13 protein-coding genes and 1 pseudogene are annotated in these 17,871 nt (G+C 67.1%); 4 read left to right on the top strand and 10 right to left on the bottom strand.

The window, feature by feature from the left end; all coding sequences use genetic code 11:
* Window positions 1-2 precede the first annotated feature (2 nt).
* A complete protein-coding gene (locus A5645_RS22925) occupies window positions 3-1,310 on the top strand; it encodes a hypothetical protein (protein WP_065131150.1) in 1,308 nt (435 codons plus the stop codon).
* Here the strand turns inward: A5645_RS22925 and A5645_RS22920 are convergent.
* The 7 genes from A5645_RS22920 to A5645_RS22890 form a co-directional block, all read right to left on the bottom strand.
* On the bottom strand, window positions 1,253-2,425 hold the full coding sequence (locus A5645_RS22920) for a M24 family metallopeptidase (protein WP_065131148.1): 1,173 nt from the start codon (window positions 2,423-2,425) through the stop codon (window positions 1,253-1,255). The two genes, A5645_RS22925 and A5645_RS22920, sit on opposite strands and share 58 nt — an antisense overlap.
* On the bottom strand, window positions 2,415-3,584 hold the full coding sequence (locus A5645_RS22915; RefSeq protein ID WP_436405518.1) for a M24 family metallopeptidase: 1,170 nt from the start codon (window positions 3,582-3,584) through the stop codon (window positions 2,415-2,417). Before A5645_RS22915 ends, A5645_RS22920 begins: the two co-directional genes overlap by 11 nt.
* Window positions 3,585-3,662: 78 nt before the next feature.
* Window positions 3,663-4,886 carry a cytochrome P450 gene (locus A5645_RS22910; RefSeq protein WP_065131145.1) on the bottom strand — a complete coding sequence of 408 codons (1,224 nt, stop codon included), beginning with the start codon at window positions 4,884-4,886 and terminating at the stop codon, window positions 3,663-3,665.
* 21 nt (window positions 4,887-4,907) lie between these two features.
* Entirely contained in the window at window positions 4,908-5,570 is a 663-nt protein-coding gene (locus tag A5645_RS22905) for a TetR/AcrR family transcriptional regulator (protein ID WP_065131144.1), read from the bottom strand.
* 409 nt (window positions 5,571-5,979) lie between these two features.
* The gene (locus A5645_RS22900) at window positions 5,980-7,086 is read right to left on the bottom strand and encodes a glycosyltransferase (protein ID WP_065035684.1); all 1,107 of its coding nucleotides are present in this window, start codon (window positions 7,084-7,086) and stop codon (window positions 5,980-5,982) included.
* 78 nt (window positions 7,087-7,164) lie between these two features.
* Window positions 7,165-8,034 carry a DUF4344 domain-containing metallopeptidase gene (locus A5645_RS22895; protein WP_065131142.1) on the bottom strand — a complete coding sequence of 290 codons (870 nt, stop codon included), beginning with the start codon at window positions 8,032-8,034 and terminating at the stop codon, window positions 7,165-7,167.
* Window positions 8,035-8,140: 106 nt separating this feature from the next.
* Window positions 8,141-9,211 carry a hypothetical protein gene (locus A5645_RS22890; protein ID WP_065131141.1) on the bottom strand — a complete coding sequence of 357 codons (1,071 nt, stop codon included), beginning with the start codon at window positions 9,209-9,211 and terminating at the stop codon, window positions 8,141-8,143.
* 258 nt (window positions 9,212-9,469) lie between these two features.
* Here A5645_RS22890 and A5645_RS22885 point away from each other — a divergent pair, with 258 nt between their 5' ends.
* Complete coding sequence (locus tag A5645_RS22885) at window positions 9,470-12,298, top strand: MMPL/RND family transporter (RefSeq protein WP_065131140.1); 2,829 nt, start codon at window positions 9,470-9,472, stop codon at window positions 12,296-12,298.
* On the top strand, window positions 12,295-13,170 hold the full coding sequence (locus tag A5645_RS22880) for an SDR family NAD(P)-dependent oxidoreductase (protein WP_065131139.1): 876 nt from the start codon (window positions 12,295-12,297) through the stop codon (window positions 13,168-13,170). The genes A5645_RS22885 and A5645_RS22880 overlap by 4 nt, the downstream gene beginning before the upstream one ends.
* On the opposite strand, the gene A5645_RS22875 is transcribed toward A5645_RS22880, so the two are convergent.
* Together A5645_RS22875 and A5645_RS22870 are read right to left on the bottom strand one after the other, a co-directional pair.
* Window positions 13,171-14,097, bottom strand: a complete 927-nt coding sequence (locus tag A5645_RS22875) for an antibiotic biosynthesis monooxygenase (RefSeq protein ID WP_081288513.1) — start codon at window positions 14,095-14,097, stop codon at window positions 13,171-13,173.
* Window positions 14,094-16,844, bottom strand: a complete 2,751-nt coding sequence (locus A5645_RS22870) for a helix-turn-helix transcriptional regulator (RefSeq protein WP_065131138.1) — start codon at window positions 16,842-16,844, stop codon at window positions 14,094-14,096. The genes A5645_RS22875 and A5645_RS22870 overlap by 4 nt, the downstream gene beginning before the upstream one ends.
* Window positions 16,845-16,950: 106 nt before the next feature.
* Here A5645_RS22870 and A5645_RS22865 point away from each other — a divergent pair, with 106 nt between their 5' ends.
* A complete protein-coding gene (locus A5645_RS22865; RefSeq protein WP_065131137.1) occupies window positions 16,951-17,766 on the top strand; it encodes an FAD-dependent oxidoreductase in 816 nt (271 codons plus the stop codon).
* On the opposite strand, the pseudogene A5645_RS29475 reads toward A5645_RS22865, so the two are convergent.
* A pseudogene (locus A5645_RS29475) lies at window positions 17,752-17,838 on the bottom strand (hypothetical protein); the annotation flags it as partial. The gene A5645_RS22865 and the pseudogene A5645_RS29475 overlap by 15 nt on opposite strands.
* Window positions 17,839-17,871 lie beyond the last annotated feature (33 nt).

The raw sequence follows: 17,871 nt of genomic DNA, 5'->3' as shown, positions 1-17,871 counted from the left end.
TCATGCACCAGGACAACGCCGAGTGGGTCACCGGCGACGCACTAGGGCAACAGATGCCGGTGCATCCCGATGCGCTGCGTCGCGGCGGCCCCACCTTCTTGACGGCTGCCTTCCGAGCAGCGGGCACCTTGGCCGAGAACGACTTCGTGGCCGTCATCAATGCGTTTGGTGAGGTCGCCGGCGGCAGCACCGGACGCAAGGCAGCCCTGAGCGTGCGGTATCGCCGCAGCGAAAACGGTTTGCCCACGGAGCTTTTCGTCAAGTTCTCCCGGGATGTGAACAACCCGGTCCGGGATCGCGGCAAGACGCAGATGGAGCCGGAGGTGCGGTTCGCGGGGCTGTCCCGGACGCCCGGATTCCCCATCGCGGTACCCCGCGTTCTCTTTGCCGACTATCACCAGGACACCGGAACGGGACTGCTGATCACCGAGCGAATCGCGTTCGGTTGCAACGGAATCGAGCCGCAATACCACAAATGCCTGGATTTCCTGATGCCACAACCAGTCGAGCACTACCGGGCACTGGTATCCGCCCTGGCCCGGCTGGCCGGTGCGCATCGATCCGGCTTGTTGCCGGCCGGTCTGACCGCCGGGTTCCCGCTCGACGTGCGGTCGGCGACGGTGGGGGAGCGCCCGCCTTGGACCGCCGAGAAGCTCAGCCGCAGAATCGCCGAGCTGACCGGGTTCGCCGAACAGCATCCGGGCCTGTTGCCCGCGCTCGCGACGGATCGGCGGTTCGCCGCGCGGTTACGGCACGACGCGCCCCGATTGGCCCGGCACGAGGAAACCATCCTGAGTCAACTCGCCGCCGATACCGGCTACGTGGCACTCTGCCATTGGAATGCCAACGTGGACAACGCCTGGTTCTGGCGAGACGACACCGCAACGCTGCACTGTGGTCTGCTGGACTGGGGCTGTGTCAGCCAAATGAACCTGGGCATGGCGCTCTGGGGTGCGATGTCGGGGGCCGAAACCCAGCTCTGGCGAGATCATTTCGGTGAACTGCTGGACCTTTTCGTGACCGAATTTCACCGGCACGGCGGTGTTGCGCTCGACCCCGACCGCTTGCGCCGCCACACGCTGCTCTACGCCGCGACGATGGGGGTCGCCTGGCTGATGGATGTTCCGGCGTTGCTGCACAAGCGATTCGGGCCGGACATGCCGGCCGACCGTACCGATCACCGGATCAGCGATGACGAAAGCGTGCGAGCGCCACTGCAGATGCTGTGCAACGTGCTGTCGCTATGGTCGCATCATCGAGTAGGGGACCTGCTCGACGAGGCGCTGGGCGAGGCCGGTGCGGTCGCCTGACCCGCCGCCCAGGACGGACTTGCGGTCAAGACCTCCGGACCGTGCTCGGCGACATGGATGGTGTCCCGGCGGAGTGCCCCGCCGACCCCGTGCTGCCAGACATACCCGGTGACGGCCAGCACCATACCGGTCTCCAGGCACTCGCCGCCGGCGGCCGGAAGTGTTCCGGAGATCACCGGTGGGTCGAAACCGAGGCCAAGGCCATGCGCGACGGCCATGGGTGGCAGCGGTTCACCGGCCGCGGCGTATGCCGCAAGCAGCCGCTCGGCCGGGGCGCCGGGGCGGCATGCGTCGATGAGCTTGTCGTACACCGTGTTCAGCCGGGCATAGAGCCGGCGAACTGCGCCACCCGCGGATTCTCCGGCGGGCCAGGTGCGGCCAACTTCGGCCACATACCCGTCGGCCAATGCACCCGCTGCAAAGGCGACCAGGTCGCCGTCGCAGACCACCGGCCTGCCGGCACCCGAGGGGCGATCCCGCGGGGTCACCCACGCGGCGTCCTGGGTGGCCGGCGTGCTGACGCCGCCCGCCGCCATCGCCTCGAGCACGGCGCCGGTCAACGTCTGTACGGACGCACCCGGCCGTAGTTCGCCGACACCGGCGGCGAGGCCGCGCTCGGCCACCCGCAAGGCGGTGCCCAGCGCACCGATCTCGTCCGGCGTCTTGATGCGGCGGGCCGCACGCATGGTGTTCTCCCCGTCCACGATCTCTGCCAGAGGAAATGCCTGTGGCAGCAGCGCGGCGAAAGTGGGGGTGAGCGCGTCGGTCCCAACCCGCCGCGCCGTGGCGGCCCCGTCGATGCCTCTGATCACCTCGATCAGGGTCATCGGGTTCCAGGCCAATCCGTAGAGGTGGTCGTGGTCGATCTCCTCGGGGACGCCCTCGTCGTCGGTGGCGTTGAGATAGATCTCGCCGGTGTCGCGCACGACGACGCACATCGGGCCGAACGGCCGGGTGCCCGCGATCCACAGTTGGGGGGCGCCGGTCACGTAGCGGATATTGGCCTGGCGCCCCAGCACCAGGACATCGAGATGGTCGGCCGCCATCTGAGCCAGCGCGCGCTCGCGCCGGGCGATCCGCAGCGGGCGCGGGTCGGGCGACACGTCAGTCGTCATAGGGCGTGTACGGGTAGTCCGTGATCGGCGTGTAGCCGTTGTCGGTGATCACCACGATCTCCTCGCTGCGGTAGCCGCCGGTGCCGTCCTCCCAGACCACTGGCTCCAAGACCAGCACCATGCCCGGTGGAAAGACGAAGTTGTCATCGAACTCCTCCCCGAGATCCGTTCCGATCATGGGCATTTCGGCGGGATAGGTGCCGATGCCGTGACCGAGATAGAAGTGCGGCAACCAGGGCTTGCGCCCGCCGTTGGCTGCAATCGCGGCGCGGGCCAGGTCGCCGGAGGTGGCGCCGGCCCTGGTGACCGCGAGCACCGCATCGAGAATGGCCCGCCACTGGGCGAATTGGTCCTGCTGGCGCGCCGAGGGTTGTTCACCAACCACCCAGGTACGGCCGAAATCCGAACAGTAGCCCGCATAACTGATGCTGATGTCGGTCCACAACACGTCCCCGGCCGACAATTGGCGATCGGTGGTCAGCAGCGGTAACGCCAGGTCGCCGTGCGTGGTCCACACCCCGGTCGCCCGCGACGTCGGCATCACCTGCCAGATGGCCTCCAGCATGTTCGCGGTGGCACCCAGTTCGAATGCGCGCCGCACGAGTTTTGCCGACAGATCGATCTGGCGGACTCCGGGTGCCAACAACGGCTGGACTTCGGCCACCGATTGCTCGGTGATGCGCGACGCCCGCCGGACACAAGAGATCTCGTCGCGCGTCTTGACCAGCTGCGCGGCGCCCACCACCACCGCCGCTTCCGTTGGCGGGCCCGACGGAAACAACGTCCGTTCGGCACGGCGCATGGCGCCGGTCAGCTCATCCACCGCGATCCGCGCGCCGGACGGGATCAGTTCGGCCAGCACCCGCGCGAAATCCAGGACGCCCTGGTCGAATTCGAGATAGACCGGGCCATGCAGGTGATCCGGCGGCACCTGATGGTGCGCGGCAGCGCCGGTGCGGAACGGCATGAACAGGTGCGGGTGCTCGTCGTCGGCCAGCACCACCGCCACCGGGCGCTCAACATGCGACAGACCCGCGTCCAGCAGCGGCCAGCTCGCCCCGCTGGCGTATCCGACGTAGCCGTTCAGCAACAGGATGAGCGCGTCTACATGGTGCTCAACCATCGCCGAGCGCAGCCGTGCACCGATCTCGGCATACATCCGCGCCCGGTCGGGTTCGTCGGGAATCTCGATCACCGGACCGCGGGCGGCGAGTTGCGGCGTCACAATCTCAGCGCCTCACCAGGTCACCGGCAGCTCGTATACGCCGTAGGCCAGCGCATCGTGTTTGAACGGCAACTCCTCGACCGGTACCGCCATCCGCAGCGTCGGGATACGCCGGAAGAGGGTGGGCAGCACGATCTGCAACTCCATGCGGGCGAGTTGCTGGCCGACGCATTGGTGGCGGCCATAGCCGAAACCTACGTGTGGGCCGTCGTCCCGGGTCAGGTCCAACCGTTCCGGTGCCGGGAACTGGCGGCTGTCCCAATTCGCCGGTGCCACATCAAGAATGATGCCGTCGCCGGCCCGGATCGTCTCGCCGCCGAGCTCGATGTCGGCAATGGCGATGCGCCGCTGGCCGGTCTGGATGATGCTGAGGTACCGCATCAATTCCTCGACGGCGGTCGCGATGACCTTTGGGTCCTCGGTGTCGCGCAGCAGGGCCAGCTGATCGGGGTGTTCCAGCAGCGCCGCCACGCTCAGACTGAGCATGTTCGCGGTGGTTTCGTGACCGGCGATGAGCACGCCGGTGGACAGCTGCGCCGCCTCGCGCACGCTGAGCTCCCCGGCGTTCACCCGTTCGGCGAGATCGGACACCAAATCCTCGGACGGGGTTTCCATCTTGATCCGAACCAGCTTGGCCAGATATCGGGCCAAGGAGGCGGCGCCCTGGGCGGTGTCTTCTTCGGTTGCGTAGCGGCCCATGCCGCGCTGTGCTTGCTCCTGGAAGAAGTCGGCCTCCTCGTAGGGCACTCCCAGCAGCTGGCTGATGACCAGGGAGGGGACCGGCAGGGCCAATCCGGCGACGATGTCGCCCGGTTGGGGTCCGGCCAGCAGCGCGTCGATGTGGTCGTCGGCGATCTGCTGCACTGCCGGCCGCAGCGCTTCGACCCGCCGGAAGGTGAACGGCTTCGACAACATTCGCCGGTATCGGGTGTGCTCCTCACCGTCAGAGGTGAACACCGAACGCGGGCGGGTGTGCACTGTCGCCAGCATTCCTTCATTCCAGTGCGGATAGCCCGGCAGGCGATCGTCGACGCTGACTCGCGAATCGGTGAACAACGAGCGGATCGCCTCGTAGCCGGTGATCAGCCACGGCGTGCTGCCGTCCCAGATCCGCACTCGGCTCAGCTGGCGGTCGGCGTTGAGCTCCAACACCTTCGGCGGTGGCGCGAAGGGGCAGCCGACGGCCCGGGTCATCGGAAACTCGGGGAGGTCTGTCGTGATCGCTACCTCGGTCATCCTGCTCCTCGATCGTGATGGCTAGCCGGTGGTCGCGCGCAGATGCACCGGTGCGCGCCACAGCCCGACGATGGCGTCGATCAGGTTTTCGCCCGCGACCGGCCAGCCGGACCGCGCGTGCGGCCCATGCTCGGCCAGTGCGCCTTCATGTTCGGCGCAGGTGTGCATCAACAGGTTGCGGGCCATGACAATTCGTTCCGAACGCACCCGCTTCGGCAGGTCGGGGAGACAACGGTTGATCCCGTCGACGGTCTGCACCAGCGTGGGCGACGCAAGCGCGTCCTTCGTCACAACCTGCCGGTAGGTGGGGTCGGCCATGGCTTGTGCGGCGAAGCGCGCATACCAGCTGGGGCTGCCGAGCTGCGCCAGGTGCTCGGTCACCGGCCGCACCAGTGCGCCCACCCAGTCCCGCAGTTCGGTGGATTCACCGATGCCGGCCAGCATTTGGGCGCGCAGCTCCTCGATGGCCAGCCGGTGTTTGCCGTCGATCGCCCGCAACAGCTCGATCCGGCTGCCGAAGTGATAGCAGGCGGCGGCATTGTTTCCCTGTCCGGCGGCCTCACTGATCTGCCGGTTCGAGACTGCGTACATGCCGCGCTCGGCGAGCAGCCATTCAGCGGCGGAAAGGATGGCTTCGCGAGTGACCGCCGAGCGGTCGGTCCGTACCGCTCGCGCCGTGGCCATCGCTTCAGTGAACTACCGTCGCCGGTTTAAATCAAGCCATTTATTTTGATGCCATCGCCGCGAGGGAAATGGCCGCGATACAACGACACGGTCAACGAGAGGCAACGAAGAGTAACGATTCAGCTGGCGCGCTGGATTTCGCGGCGGGATGGATGCGACGGTGGGCGGCGTGAGTGCTGATGTCGGCGAGTTGTCGCACGTGCTGCGTGCCGAGTGGATGGACCGGCCACCCCGGCGCTGTTCGCGTGGTCACTGGCTGCTGCCCGGACACATGATCGTCGTCACCGTCCCGTGTTCCTGTGGTCCACATGTCCGCTGGGAATGTGAATGCGGCTCTGCCACGTACGGGCCCGCGTTGATCGAATCTTGCACCGCGGCAAACTGATTGGTGCGTAGCGACGCGCCCGGCTCAAGCCGCACCCAGTATGTTGAGCATGCCGGTGGCCGAGCGCTGCCAGGTGAACATCTCCGCGCGCAGTCGCGCACACCCGCGACGGTGTTGTTCGGGTCGGCCCACCAGCTCGCAGACCGCGTCGGCGATCGCCACTGGATCGTTGTCGGCCACCGCGCCGCTGTCGGTGGTGACGATCTCGGTCATGGCCGACGTGCGCGAGACCACGGCGGGGGTGCCGCAGGCCAGCGACTCGAGGGCCGCCAACCCGAATGTCTCGTGCGGCCCGGGCGCCACCGCGACATCCGCCGAGGCCAACAGGCCGGCTACGGTCCGCCGATTCGCGACGAAGCCGGTGAAATCCACCGGCAGGCCGGCGGCATGGCGCTCCAGCTTGGTGCGCAACGGTCCCGCACCCACCACGACCAGCCGCGCATCGACGCCCGCGGCGCAGAGCGCGGCCAGGGCGTCAATGCTGCGGTCAACGCGCTTTTCCACCGATAGCCGCCCACAGTGCACCAGCAGCACCTGCCCCGGGCCGGCGAAGCGGCGCCGTAACGCCGCGGACCGTCGTCGCGGGTGGAAGGTCTGCAGGTCGACTCCCAGCGGCACGGTTACGGTATTGGTCGCGCCGATCCGGTCGAATTCCTGCCGGGCGAATTCGGTGGTACACACAACGGTGTCATAGTCGGCAGCGGTACGGCGGTTGGCGAAGTCGGCGAGCCGCTGCGCGCTTCGAGCCGGAAGCACCTGTCCGGCAAGGCGATCCAGCCGTTCATGAGAGATCATCACCGTCGTGGCACCGTGCTCGCGGCCCCACTGACCCAGCGACCGCAAGGTGAGCCGGTCGGACACCTCCAGGGCATCCGGCCGCAATACGGCCAACAGCGCCCGCACCGGCCCCGGCATGATCGCCCGGTAGCCCCCGGTATAGGGAAGCAGCCTGGCGGGCAAGGTGATTCGCACGACTCCGGTGTCCAGTCGGTCCCGTTGGGCGCAGGGACCCGGCACCACAAGAAACACCTCGTGGCCGGCCGCACGGTACTCGGCGCCGAGTCGGTCCACCGCGGTGCGCAGCCCTCCGGAACGAGGCCCGTAGAAGTTGGCTACCTGAACCACCCGCATACCGTGAGGAAATCCGGCACGTGTGTGCGATCCACCAGCGCAGTCCCACGAATGCCTGAATACTGCATGAACTCCGGGTCAGCTCGGTTTCTTCAGGTGCGGGCCGAGCATCTGCTGCCACGCCCTGGACATGTTCTGGAACTCCTCCTCGCAGTTGCCGGCGCGGTCTTCGGGCAGGTCCCCGGATGTGACGATGCCGGCATTGGCCGTGGTGTCCGACCCGTAGATCCAGCACTCCCAGTTGTACATCCGGGTGATGTCCATTGAATGCCCGTCCCAGAAGGGAAGTTCGTTGGCGTCACCAGCCTCCTTGGCGCTCAACTTCCAGTCCGCGGCGGTGTCCATCGCGATCCGGACACCGTTGGGATAGGGCTTCCCGTCGGCGCCGGGGGCCAGCAGCTCGAACGCGGACAACTGGTCGGCCACGTCCTCCTCGCGTCCGGTGAAAGCCAGCTCGTAGATGCTCAACGTGGCGTGCCCGAGTTCGTGGTAGAAGCCGGAGATCATCGCATTGACGGCGGCCGTCACCGCCTCCTGATTTCCATTGTTGGCGAAGCGTTGTTCACTCTGCTGAATGTCTTCGTAGCAAAGTTGAATCTCGTTGACGTTGGGATCCCAGTAGTCATTGGCTTCGCCGCACTGCTTGCCCACAGCTGCCACGTCGTGCGGCAAGTTGAGCGTGTCGTTGACGTGCCCGGCCACGGTCTCCAATAGCTTTGCTTCGACCATCATCTGGCGACCGCGTTGCGCGTCGGGCGTGTCCGCGGGCTCGTAGCGGAAAGTCATTTTGCCCACCGCCGCCGGTTCGTTTGGTTCGGATTGCGAGGTCGCCGCCGATGTCTCGGCCGCGGGTGTTCGGTGCCCGGACTCATGCGCCTTGGGCTTGCTACACCCGGCCGATAGCAGCAGCGCGGCGCATGCCATGACCACAACGACTGGCCTGCTCATTCGTCAGCCCCCTTCAGGACGGCGCGGCGCATCGAGGTCTGCCCGGGACCTGGTGAGAACGGTACGACACATGCACGGCCGAATCCGGCAATCCGGCCCGGCGTTCCTACGGGTTGGACAGCAACAGCAGCACCCGGCCACCAGAAGGGGGCTGCGCGAAGGCCTTTTCGTCGAAGCCGTAGTACTCGCGCTGCACGCTGGTGATGCCGTCGATCACCTTTCCGCTGGCTTTCAGCGCTCCGTTATGGACGTCGGCCATCATGCCCTTGAAGTCTGGGACCGACAGCGCTTCGGCGAGCAGCAGCGCTTCGCCGCCGGAGGGCAACGACACCAGTACGCCGGCACCGGCATAGTTGTTGCCCCCACGGCCGGTGCCGCGCGGCGCCCAGTAGACGGCTTCGGACGCCAGCGTCCCCTGCACCCGGCGGTAGTCACCGGGATGCTCGGCGTCGGCGACGGTCACGACGGGCAGCGCGGCGATGGTGCGTTCCTCCTTCAGCCACATCAGCCCGAACGGGAGACAGACGATCGCATAGATCAGCACGACCAGGACGAGCACGGGTTTCCAGGCCATCTCCCAGCCCAGCCGTCGTTGCGATGTGGGCGAGCCGCGCAGCTGCGCCTGGAGTGCGCGCCGCCCGAGGACATACCAGGTGATGATGCGCGCCAATGCCATGCACGCGAGGATGATCAACCCGACAATGCCGGACACGCGGAAATAGAAAGTGCTGTCGCCCTGGTTGAGCGTTGCCGCGAACATCACCGCCGGGATCGGCATCGTCAGCAACAACAGCAATGCGTAGGACGGGTGGCTGGTCAGGTAGGGATAGGTCACCGCCCAGGCCTTGTTGCTGCCGTAGACCGACACCGAGCCGATGTCGGCATGCACGGCCGGAGTCCACGACCCCTCGACCACGCGGGGTTTCAGCAGTGACCGCACGAATAGGAACCCGAAGAACAGCGCCACCGCCAAAGCTCCCCAGAACACTCCGTCGAGCCGCTCGCGGGTGCCCGCCACGCCGAACGCGCCGTGGATGTCGATGACTTTTGCGATGAAAAATGTCAACGGCATCGCGAAGAACAATTCCAGCAGCCATACCTGGATCAGCTGCGGGATGCGGGAGCCGATGCGGTCGAATGCCAGCACACGGCCCCAAAGGAACCGCAACAGGCGCATGACGGCAGACCTCAGCGATTCAGGAATGCGGGGACCAGCGTTTGGCGTTGACGGCAGAGGCGGTGCGCCGGCGCGGGGAAAACCACTGTCGGTCTCACGGTCGGGGTGGTTGAATTAGCCGACTTGTTCGGGGGTCCCGACATATGTCGGTTGAGGTCAATTGAGGTCGATTGAGGTCGATTGAGAAGGTGATACGCCACTTGGATGCGACTGGCTACCGCGTGATACCTCCCCCGCGGCGCAGCTGAGGCCCATGCAGTGATTGGTAGGTTTATCTATCGGTTCGCATTGTTGATCGTCGCTGCGTGGGCGGTTGTGGCCATAGTCGGCAACAGTTTTGCGCCGCCCGTCGATCAGGTGATCGCCAACGAGGACCAGCCGTTCTTGTTGTCGGGAACTTCGACCGAGCTTGCCGTGCAGCGGTCGGCCGATGCCTTCTCCCAACCGGCCACCGACAACATCGCGTACCTGGTGCTCGAACGTGCCGGCGACGGAGGCCTGAACAACCAGGATCGAGAGTTCTACGCCCAATTGGTCGCGGCCTTGAGGGCGGACTCGCGGCATGTCCTCGGCTTGATGGACTGGTGGCAGACGCCTGCTTCCACCGCCGTGAGTAGTGATCACCACGTTGTCACCGCGACTATGCGACTCAACGGCATGGTCGGCACCTCCGACGCGGCCGATTCGATCGTTGCCGCCCGCAACATCGCGGCACACATAGCACCCCCGGACGGCTTACACGTCTACATCACCGGCGCCGGCGCGACCATCATGGATGAGTTCGGCGCGGTGGACCGGCAGGTGCAGATATTCACCGTATTCGCCATTGCGGTGCTGGTGCTTCTGTTGTTGATCTTCTACCGCTCGCTTATCACCGCGCTGGTGCCGCTGGTCTCGGTACTGATGGCGCTCGCAGTCTGCAGACCGGTGGTCTCAGAACTCGCCGCCCACGACCTGATGGATGTATCGCTGTTTTCGCTGTCGGTCAGCGTCGCAGTGATCGTCGGCGCTGGGACGGGTTTCGTCATATTCCTGATCGGGCGTTACCACGAGCAGCGCAGCCACGACGTGGCCCCGCCGCTCGCGTTAGCTGACGCCTACCGAGCCGTCGCACCCGTGATCATCGGGTCGACCCTCATTGTCGTGGCGCCCCTGGGCGCAGTCGGGTGGCTGAGCATCGCTCGGATAAGCATGTTCGCCACCACCGGCGTGCTGTGCGCGCTCGGTGCATTCGCGGTCGGCTTGTCCGCATTGACCTTGACACCGGCGTTGATGGCGCTCGCGAGCCGCGCCGGCCTGCTCGAGCCACCCCCGGGCAGAAGCCAGAGTCGGCGCTGGCGGCGCATGGGCATCAACGTGGCGCGCTGGCCGGCCCCGATATTGGTAGCCAGCGGCGTTTTCGTGCTCGTCTTGACGATCGGCCTGCCCGGCATCCCGATCGGGTGGGACGAAACCTCGGCCACCTCGCCCGAGACGGAAGCAAACCGTGGTTATCGCGCGGTCAACGCGCATTTCGGCCCCAACCAACTGCACCCGGACGTCGTAACGATCGAAACCGGTCACGATCTACGCAACCCGGCTGGGCTCAGAGCCATCGAGCAGGTCACTGCCGCCATCATGGGGATTTCCGGCGTGCGTATGGTGCAGTCCGCGAGCCATCCGGCTGGGATGGTCTCAAAGCAGGCTGCCCTGACCGCCACAGCCGGAAATTTCGGGGATCGCCTCGATGAGTTCGCCGATCAGATCAGCTCCAGACCCGTGCTCAACGATCTCGCCGCAGCGGTAGATGAGCTGCTTTCCCAAGTGGATCTCATCCAATCGGGCATGTCAGCGGGACCCTTTGCTATTGGCGGCGTGAGCCTGGCAGTGCATCTGACCCAGGAAGCCACGGACAAGGTTCAAGCCAGGTCCGCGGATGTTTCGGGAGTTTTCGATTCGCTGCGCAGCTTCGTCAGCGCGATCCCGGACTGTCCCACTACTCCGGTGTGCGCGGCCGCACAGGAGGCGGTGCAATGGGCCAATGCGGTGGTGGACAGCGCTAACAAGGTGATCGGTGCGGCGCAGCAACTGATCGCGGCAACGGTTGACGGTGCCACGTCCGCGGGTCCTGGCCTACCCACGATGACGAAGAGTGTGTGGGAGCAGCTCGCCCAGACGCGAACGATCGCGGCGAATTTCAAGGACATTCTGCGCAGCGCGCGTCCCGTCCCCGCGCAGGACCTCGCCGGGTATTTGCAAGGTCTCGCCGCATCCGCTGCGAACGGTCCGGGCTCGGCCCTCTACGCATCCCGGACGATCCTGACCGATCCCAAGTTCCGACCGGTCCTCGGCGAACTGTTCTCACCTGACGGTCATGCCACCCGGCTGTTCGTCTACGGCGATGGACAAGAGTGGGGCAACGATGGCGCTGTCCGCGCTCGTGAGATAAGCGCAGCTGTAGCCGATGCCGTCAAGAACAGCACATTGCAGCCGGCCACGGTCGACATGGCGGGCGTGGGACCGGCAATTCGCGATCTACAGGACATCGTGGGTAGGGACCTGGCCCTCGTGGCGCTGATCAGTCTCGGTGTCATTCTTCTGATCGCCGCGGTGCTGTTGCGAAGTCCGATCGCCGGTCTGATCGTGTTGGGTACCATCGGCGTTTCTTATCTCGCCGCTCTCGGTGCGAGCGCGCTCATCTGGCAGCGCTTGATGCACCACGAATTGCATTGGTCGGTTCCACCTATCGCGTTGCTGTCGTTGGTGGGAGTGGCCTCCGGCGGCAACCTGTTGTTCCCGTTGCGAATTCGCGAAGGACACGCCGCGGGTGTTCGCACCAGCGTCATCCGAGCCTTCGCCGCGACGGGGGTGGTGGTGACCGGAGGGGGCATTGTTGTCGGGCTGACGACACTGGCGCTCGCCGCCAGCAGCGTGCTCAGCCTGGCGCAGATCGGCGTAACGGTGGGCGTGGCCCTGTTGATGAATGCCCTCGTCGTGCGCACTTTTATGCTGCCGGCCGTGATAGTCGTGTTAGACCGCTGGTTGTGGTGGCCGCGCGAAGTGGTCAGTGACGAACCGGAGCGCGAACCGGTGACCGCCGGCGCATGAGCGAGCACGCTCTGCTGGCCGACCGCAGCGCGGTGGTGGTGGGCGGTAGCCGCGGCATCGGCCGGGCGGTCGCCGAACTGCTCGGCAATCTAGGGGCCGCCGTCGTGGTCAACGGCCGAGACGAGGCCGCCGTCCAGGAGACCGTGGACGTGCTGCATGCCGCGGGAGCCCGAGCCACCGGTGTGCCCGGTGCCGCGGACGACGAACGCGTCGCGGCGGCCCTGATCGACGAGTGCACCAATACCTTCGGACGGTTGGACATCCTGATCAACTGTGCGGGAATCGCTGAGCCGTCCGGTTCGTCGATTCTGCAGATCTCGCCGGCGGAGTTCGACACGCTCATCGGCGCGCATCTGGGCACCGTGTTCCACACCTGCCGGGTCGCGGCTCCGGTGATGGCCGCCCAGGGCCGCGGCGCGATCATCAACACCAGTTCGGTGGCCTTCCTCGGCGATTACGCCGGCACCGGCTATCCCGCGGGCAAGGGCGCGGTCAACGGCCTGACAATGGCCATCGCCGCGGAGCTCAAAGGGCATGGGGTGCGGGCCAATGTGGTCTGCCCTGGGGCCCGGACCCGGATCTCCACCGGCCCGGACTACCGGCAGCAGATCGAGGACCTGCATCGCCGCGGACTGCTGGACGAGATGACCATGCGCGCCGCGCTCGACGCTCCGCCGCCGCATTACGTGGCGCCGGTGTACGCCTACCTCGCCAGCGATCTGGCACGCGATGTCACCGGTCAGATCCTGGTTGCCGCAGGCGGTTTCGTCGGCCGATTCGATCGGCCCGCGCCGCGGCTGCTGGGTTACCGGGACCACCGGGACAGCCCACCGTGGTCGGTGGACGAACTGCACACGATGATCGGCGCGTGACTAACCGACCAGCGAGAAGAACACCAGCAGCAGCGCATAACCGACGACGATCACCGCCGACCCGGCCACGCTGACGCGAGCCGATGCCCCGTCGATGGGGTCCAGCCAGCGCCGGAACGGGCGCGACGCGGCCGGGACGAGCACCCACTGCAGCAACGCGACGCTGATGACGTTGCCGATGAAGATCTCACCGGCCGGATTGATGCCGAGCCGGCTGAGTTCGGGTGACAGCCAGTTGGACAGCAACACCACCGTCGGGTAGAGACAGAGCACCACCAGCATCGCCGACTTCCAGGCCGGCGTGATCTTCGTCTGTCCGTCGGCGACACGGACCGTCGACCCGAACGGCGCGCTGCGGGGCAGTTCGGCGAAGTCTCTGGTCAATTCTTCGCGTAGGCGAGGTAGGGCCTCTCGGCGGGCACTGGATTGAATCCAGCCCGCGAGCTGCCGCGGGGTGCGGAAGCGCAGTATCGACATCCACTGCCCGGAGTCGTCGGCCGGCAACAGCACCGTACCTTCGTATCCCGGGAACGTCGAACTGACCGACGTCAAATCACGCTGTGCAACAATGAATTCCGCTTCCTTCCCGGGTGTGACCTGGTGCAGGAAGACGCCCGCCTCGACCGGTGGCAGCTCACCCTCGGCAAGGATCAGATCCACCGTGGCGGGCCAGAAACCCTGTGCCGCACCGTCTTCGAGGACGGCTCGGCGTTCGGCGCCGTCGAGCCACGAGTCGAGCGATGCGATGTCGGTGAAACGCACCTCCACCGCCCAATCGAGATGCCCGCCGCTGTGCACCGACCGGCGGGCACCGACGAAACCGGCGGCTCGGCCGGCGGCGGCAACATACCGGCCGACCCAGGCATCGAATCGGCCTGGGTCGGTCGGAGTGTGGAAGATGGTGATTGCGCTGCCGCTGGCGGTCATGTCAGTTGTCCAGCATCGTCGCTCAACGACATGCGGATCAACTCGGCGCGCGACGACAGCCCCAACTTCACGAAGATTTTGCGCAGGTGGTAGTCCACGGTGCGGGGGCTGAGGAACATCAGCGTCGCGATCGAGCGGTTGGTCTCGCCCGCGCTGACGAACCGGGCAATCTGCAACTCCTGCGGTGTCAGCTCCTCTGTGGTGCCCGGGTCGCGTTTGCGTGCCGTGGCCCCGGTTGCCAGGAGCTCGCCGTGGGCCTGTTCGGCCCACGGCGCGGCCCCGAGCCGGTCGAACGTTTCGAGTGCTGAACTCAGTAACTTGCGCGCCTCGCTGCGGCGCCGGCGCCGCCGCAGGCGCTCGGCGTACAGCAACTGCGTTCGGGCGGTGTCGAGCGGCCGTCCCCCCTGCGCATGCAAATTCAGTGCGACGCCGAACTGCCGGTCCTGCTCGTCATCGGTTGCCAGCAGGCCATGACAGCGGGCGACGAGCGCTTGCGCCCACTGCGCGCCGGTGTCGTGCGCCCACATCTGCAGCCTGTCCAGGTGAGTGGCCGCGACCGCCGATCGTTGGGTTCGCACCGCCGCCTCAACCAGGTCCGAAGTTGCCATCAGACTGACCATCTGGTTGCCCTCGCCGGGTGCCGCGCCGGCCAGCGCCTCGAGCCGGTCAAACGCTTCGGCCGGGCGCCCGGCGCCCAGATCGAGCATCGCGAGCGCCCAGGAGGCGATGGCCGCGTGCGGTCCGAGGCGGAAGGAGATCGCCTGCGCCAGCGCGGCGCCGGCGTGATCGCGGCAATCCTGGGCACGGCCCTGCACCGCCGCGATCAAGGCCAGCACGCTGTGCAGGTGTGCGGCGGGATTGTGCTGGCTGGTCTCCTCGGCCAGCCGCAGCCCCTCGGTGGCGTCCGCCAGGGCGGTCGCGTACCGGCTGGTCAACATCTCGACCATGGCTAACGGACCCAGCAACAGAGGCAACAGAGCCAACTCGGCGGCGGCGCGGGTCTTGGCGACGGCAGTGCTGAACAGATCGATGGCCCGCGAATCCTCGCCGAGGAACATCGCGCCCGCGGCGGCGCCCATCAGCACGCGGGGCTCCCGGCTCACGGTGGCCATGTCGACTGCCGCGCGCAGCTTCGCCGCGGTGGCTGTGGTGTCGCCGCGAAGTAATCCGGCCAAACCTTGGATCACGTGTGCGGCGACGAAATTCGTGTCTTGCACCGCGGGCAGCGCGGCAAGCCGGCCGCCGACCTCGTTGAGACGCATCAGGTCGCCACCCGCCCAGGCGAGCTGACCCGCCTCGCCGAGCATCTGCGCTGCCTGCGCCGGTTCCAGCGCGGCGACCAGCTCCGCCCCGCCCACCAGGATGGCGTATGCGGCCGATGGGCTTCCGCAGTGCGCTTCGATCTGCCCGTGCAGGTGCGCGATGCGCCCCCGCAGTTGTGGCGAATCGGCCAACGGCAGGGCTTGATCCAGCAAGCCCCGGGCGCGTTGCGGTTGTCCCGCCGACCAGGCGGCCGCGGCGGCATCGGTTAGTCGGGCCGCCCGCAGCGCGGGAGCACCGCTGAGCGCCGCCGACCGCTCGAATGCGGCGGCGGCCGCATCATGTCCGCCCCGCAGGCCGGCTCGGCAGCCCGCCTCATACAGTGCCTCGGCCGCGTCGGCGTCCGGTCCGGCCGCTGCCTTGGCAAGATGCCATGCCTTGCGGTCCGCATCGGCGTCGTCGTCCAGACAGGCCGCCAGGGCGCGCTCGACCTGGCGCCGCCGCTGCGCGCTGGCGCCGCGGTAGATCGCCGACCGCATCAACGGCTGGGCGAACGCCACGACTCCGGATTTCACCCGCAACAACCCGGCCGCTTCGGCTTCATCGAGCGTGCCCGGCCCGATATCCAGCGCTTGCGCGGCGCGCAGCATCCCGTCGAGTTGCCCGCTGTCGTGGGCTGCCGCCACCAGCAGCATGGTTTGGGTTTCCGGGGGCAGGTCCCCGGCCCGATCGAGATAGAAGCGCTCCAGATCGGTGCTGACCGGCAGCGGGTCGGGCAGGGGAGTGCGGCCCGCGATGTGGTCCGCGGACAGCGATCGCGCCAGTTCGGTCAGCGCCAACGGATTGCCCAGGGTGTCGGCAACCAAGCGGTCCCGGACCGGCGCGGCTACCGGGGCGCCTGCGTGTTCGGCCAGCATGGCCGAGGCCGCGTCGGGACCCAGCCCGTCGAGCCGCACCTCCGGCAGGTCCGGGGCGGCGAAATGGCGCGCGGGATCGTCCCGTGCGGCGAAGAGCATGACAATGCCTTCGGCGTGCACCCGTCTGGCGGCGAATGTCAGCGCATCCGCCGACGGGCCGTCGAGGTATTGGGCATCGTCTACCAGGCACAGCACCGGACCCGATTCGGCCGTCTCGGCCAGCAGGCTCAACACGGCAAGCGAGGTGAGGAAGCGGCCCTCGTCGGTGGCCGGGCCCAGGCCGAACGCGCCGAGCAGCGCGGCGCGCTGCCGATCGGGAATGGCGTCGTTGTGGTCCAGCACGGGCAGCAGCAGGGTGTGCAGCGCGGCGAACGGCAACTGCCCTTCGGTGGGGACGCCGCAGGTGCGTAAGAGTCGCATGCCGGCGGCATTGGCGGCGGCGAACTCCAGCAGCGCCGACTTGCCAATGCCGGCCTCGCCATGCAACACCAGCGTGCCGCTGTGCCCGGCCCGTGCGGCGGCCAGCAGGCGATCTACCTGGGCGCATTCCCGCTCACGGCCGTGCAGCACAGCACTGATCGTAGGGGTGACCGGCGAACAGGACTGGTGACTTCACTGATTCGAACGGCACCGCGCCGGCGCGAAGCTGAGGGCACCAACGACGAAGGAGCCACCGATGCCTGAGAGCAAGCTTGCAAACCTTGATGTCGCCGTCATCGGCGCCGGGCCGACCGGCCTGATGCTGGCGTGTGAGCTGGCGATGCGCGGAGTTCGCGTGTCCGTGCTGGAACGGCGCCAGGAATCGACGAACATCACCCGAGCATTCGCCATCCACGCACGCACCCTCGAACTGCTCGACAGCCGCGGGCTGGTCGACGACGTTCTGAAGAGGGGTTTCGCGGTGGGCTCGGTGGCGCCGGTGCCGGGCGCGACGGTGTCGCTGGCCGAGGAACTGCGGGTGCGCTACCCGTTCATTCTGATGGTTCCGCAGAGCGGCACCGAACACGTGTTGGCCGCCCGGGCCGAACGGCTCGGCGTCCGGGTGATCCGCGGCGCCGAAGTCGCCGGGCTCGAGCAGGACCTCAACCAGCGCAACGGCGGCGTCGACATCACCCTTGGCAACGGCGAGCGAGTTCGGGCCGGCTACGTCGTCGGGTGCGACGGCGCGCACAGCGCGGTGCGGCGCCTGCTCAACATCGACTTCGTCGGCAAGCAATACGCGACGCACATCATGCTGGCCGACGTGCGACTGACCAGGCCGCCCGAGGAGCTGATGTTCGCCCGGACCAATAACGAGGGCGTGGTGCTGGTGCTGCCGTTCGGCGACGGTTGGTATCGCGCGATCGTCTGGGACCGGCTGCGGGAGCAGGAGCCACTCAGCACACCGGTGAGCATGGCCGACATCAATGACGCCTTGGGCCGGATCGCCGGCGAGGAAGACCCGTCCGACCCGGTACCGCCTGGCTTGCCGACGCTCACTGAGAAATCTTGAGCTCCAACGCATCTCGCCAACACCGAAGTCCTCGCCGGCGATCCGGCCCAAGGCGTCATTGATGTCGGCCATGCTCACCGGTGTGCTGAGTGGCTCCTGCTCCCG

Origin of the sequence: Mycobacterium asiaticum (assembly GCF_001673635.1) — a bacterium.
GTDB lineage: Bacteria > Actinomycetota > Actinomycetes > Mycobacteriales > Mycobacteriaceae > Mycobacterium > Mycobacterium asiaticum_C.
Note: the sequence above shows the minus strand (reverse complement) of the source record. Positions and strands in the feature narration are given on the sequence as shown.

Bases quoted from the DNA above. Each gene is read 5' to 3' on its own strand.
- A5645_RS22905 (WP_065131144.1), bottom strand. From the start codon at position 5,570: ATGGCCACGGCGCGAGCGGTACGGACCGACCGCTCGGCGGTCACTCGC.
- A5645_RS22915 (WP_436405518.1), bottom strand. From the start codon at position 3,584: ATGTATGCCGAGATCGGTGCACGGCTGCGCTCGGCGATGGTTGAGCAC.
- A5645_RS22900 (WP_065035684.1), bottom strand. From the start codon at position 7,086: ATGCGGGTGGTTCAGGTAGCCAACTTCTACGGGCCTCGTTCCGGAGGG.
- A5645_RS22880 (WP_065131139.1), top strand. From the start codon at position 12,295: ATGAGCGAGCACGCTCTGCTGGCCGACCGCAGCGCGGTGGTGGTGGGC.
- A5645_RS22890 (WP_065131141.1), bottom strand. From the start codon at position 9,211: ATGCGCCTGTTGCGGTTCCTTTGGGGCCGTGTGCTGGCATTCGACCGC.
- A5645_RS22920 (WP_065131148.1), bottom strand. From the start codon at position 2,425: ATGACGACTGACGTGTCGCCCGACCCGCGCCCGCTGCGGATCGCCCGG.
- A5645_RS22875 (WP_081288513.1), bottom strand. From the start codon at position 14,097: ATGACCGCCAGCGGCAGCGCAATCACCATCTTCCACACTCCGACCGAC.
- A5645_RS22895 (WP_065131142.1), bottom strand. From the start codon at position 8,034: ATGAGCAGGCCAGTCGTTGTGGTCATGGCATGCGCCGCGCTGCTGCTA.
- A5645_RS22925 (WP_065131150.1), top strand. From the start codon at position 3: ATGCACCAGGACAACGCCGAGTGGGTCACCGGCGACGCACTAGGGCAA.
- A5645_RS22865 (WP_065131137.1), top strand. From the start codon at position 16,951: ATGCCTGAGAGCAAGCTTGCAAACCTTGATGTCGCCGTCATCGGCGCC.
- A5645_RS22910 (WP_065131145.1), bottom strand. From the start codon at position 4,886: ATGACCGAGGTAGCGATCACGACAGACCTCCCCGAGTTTCCGATGACC.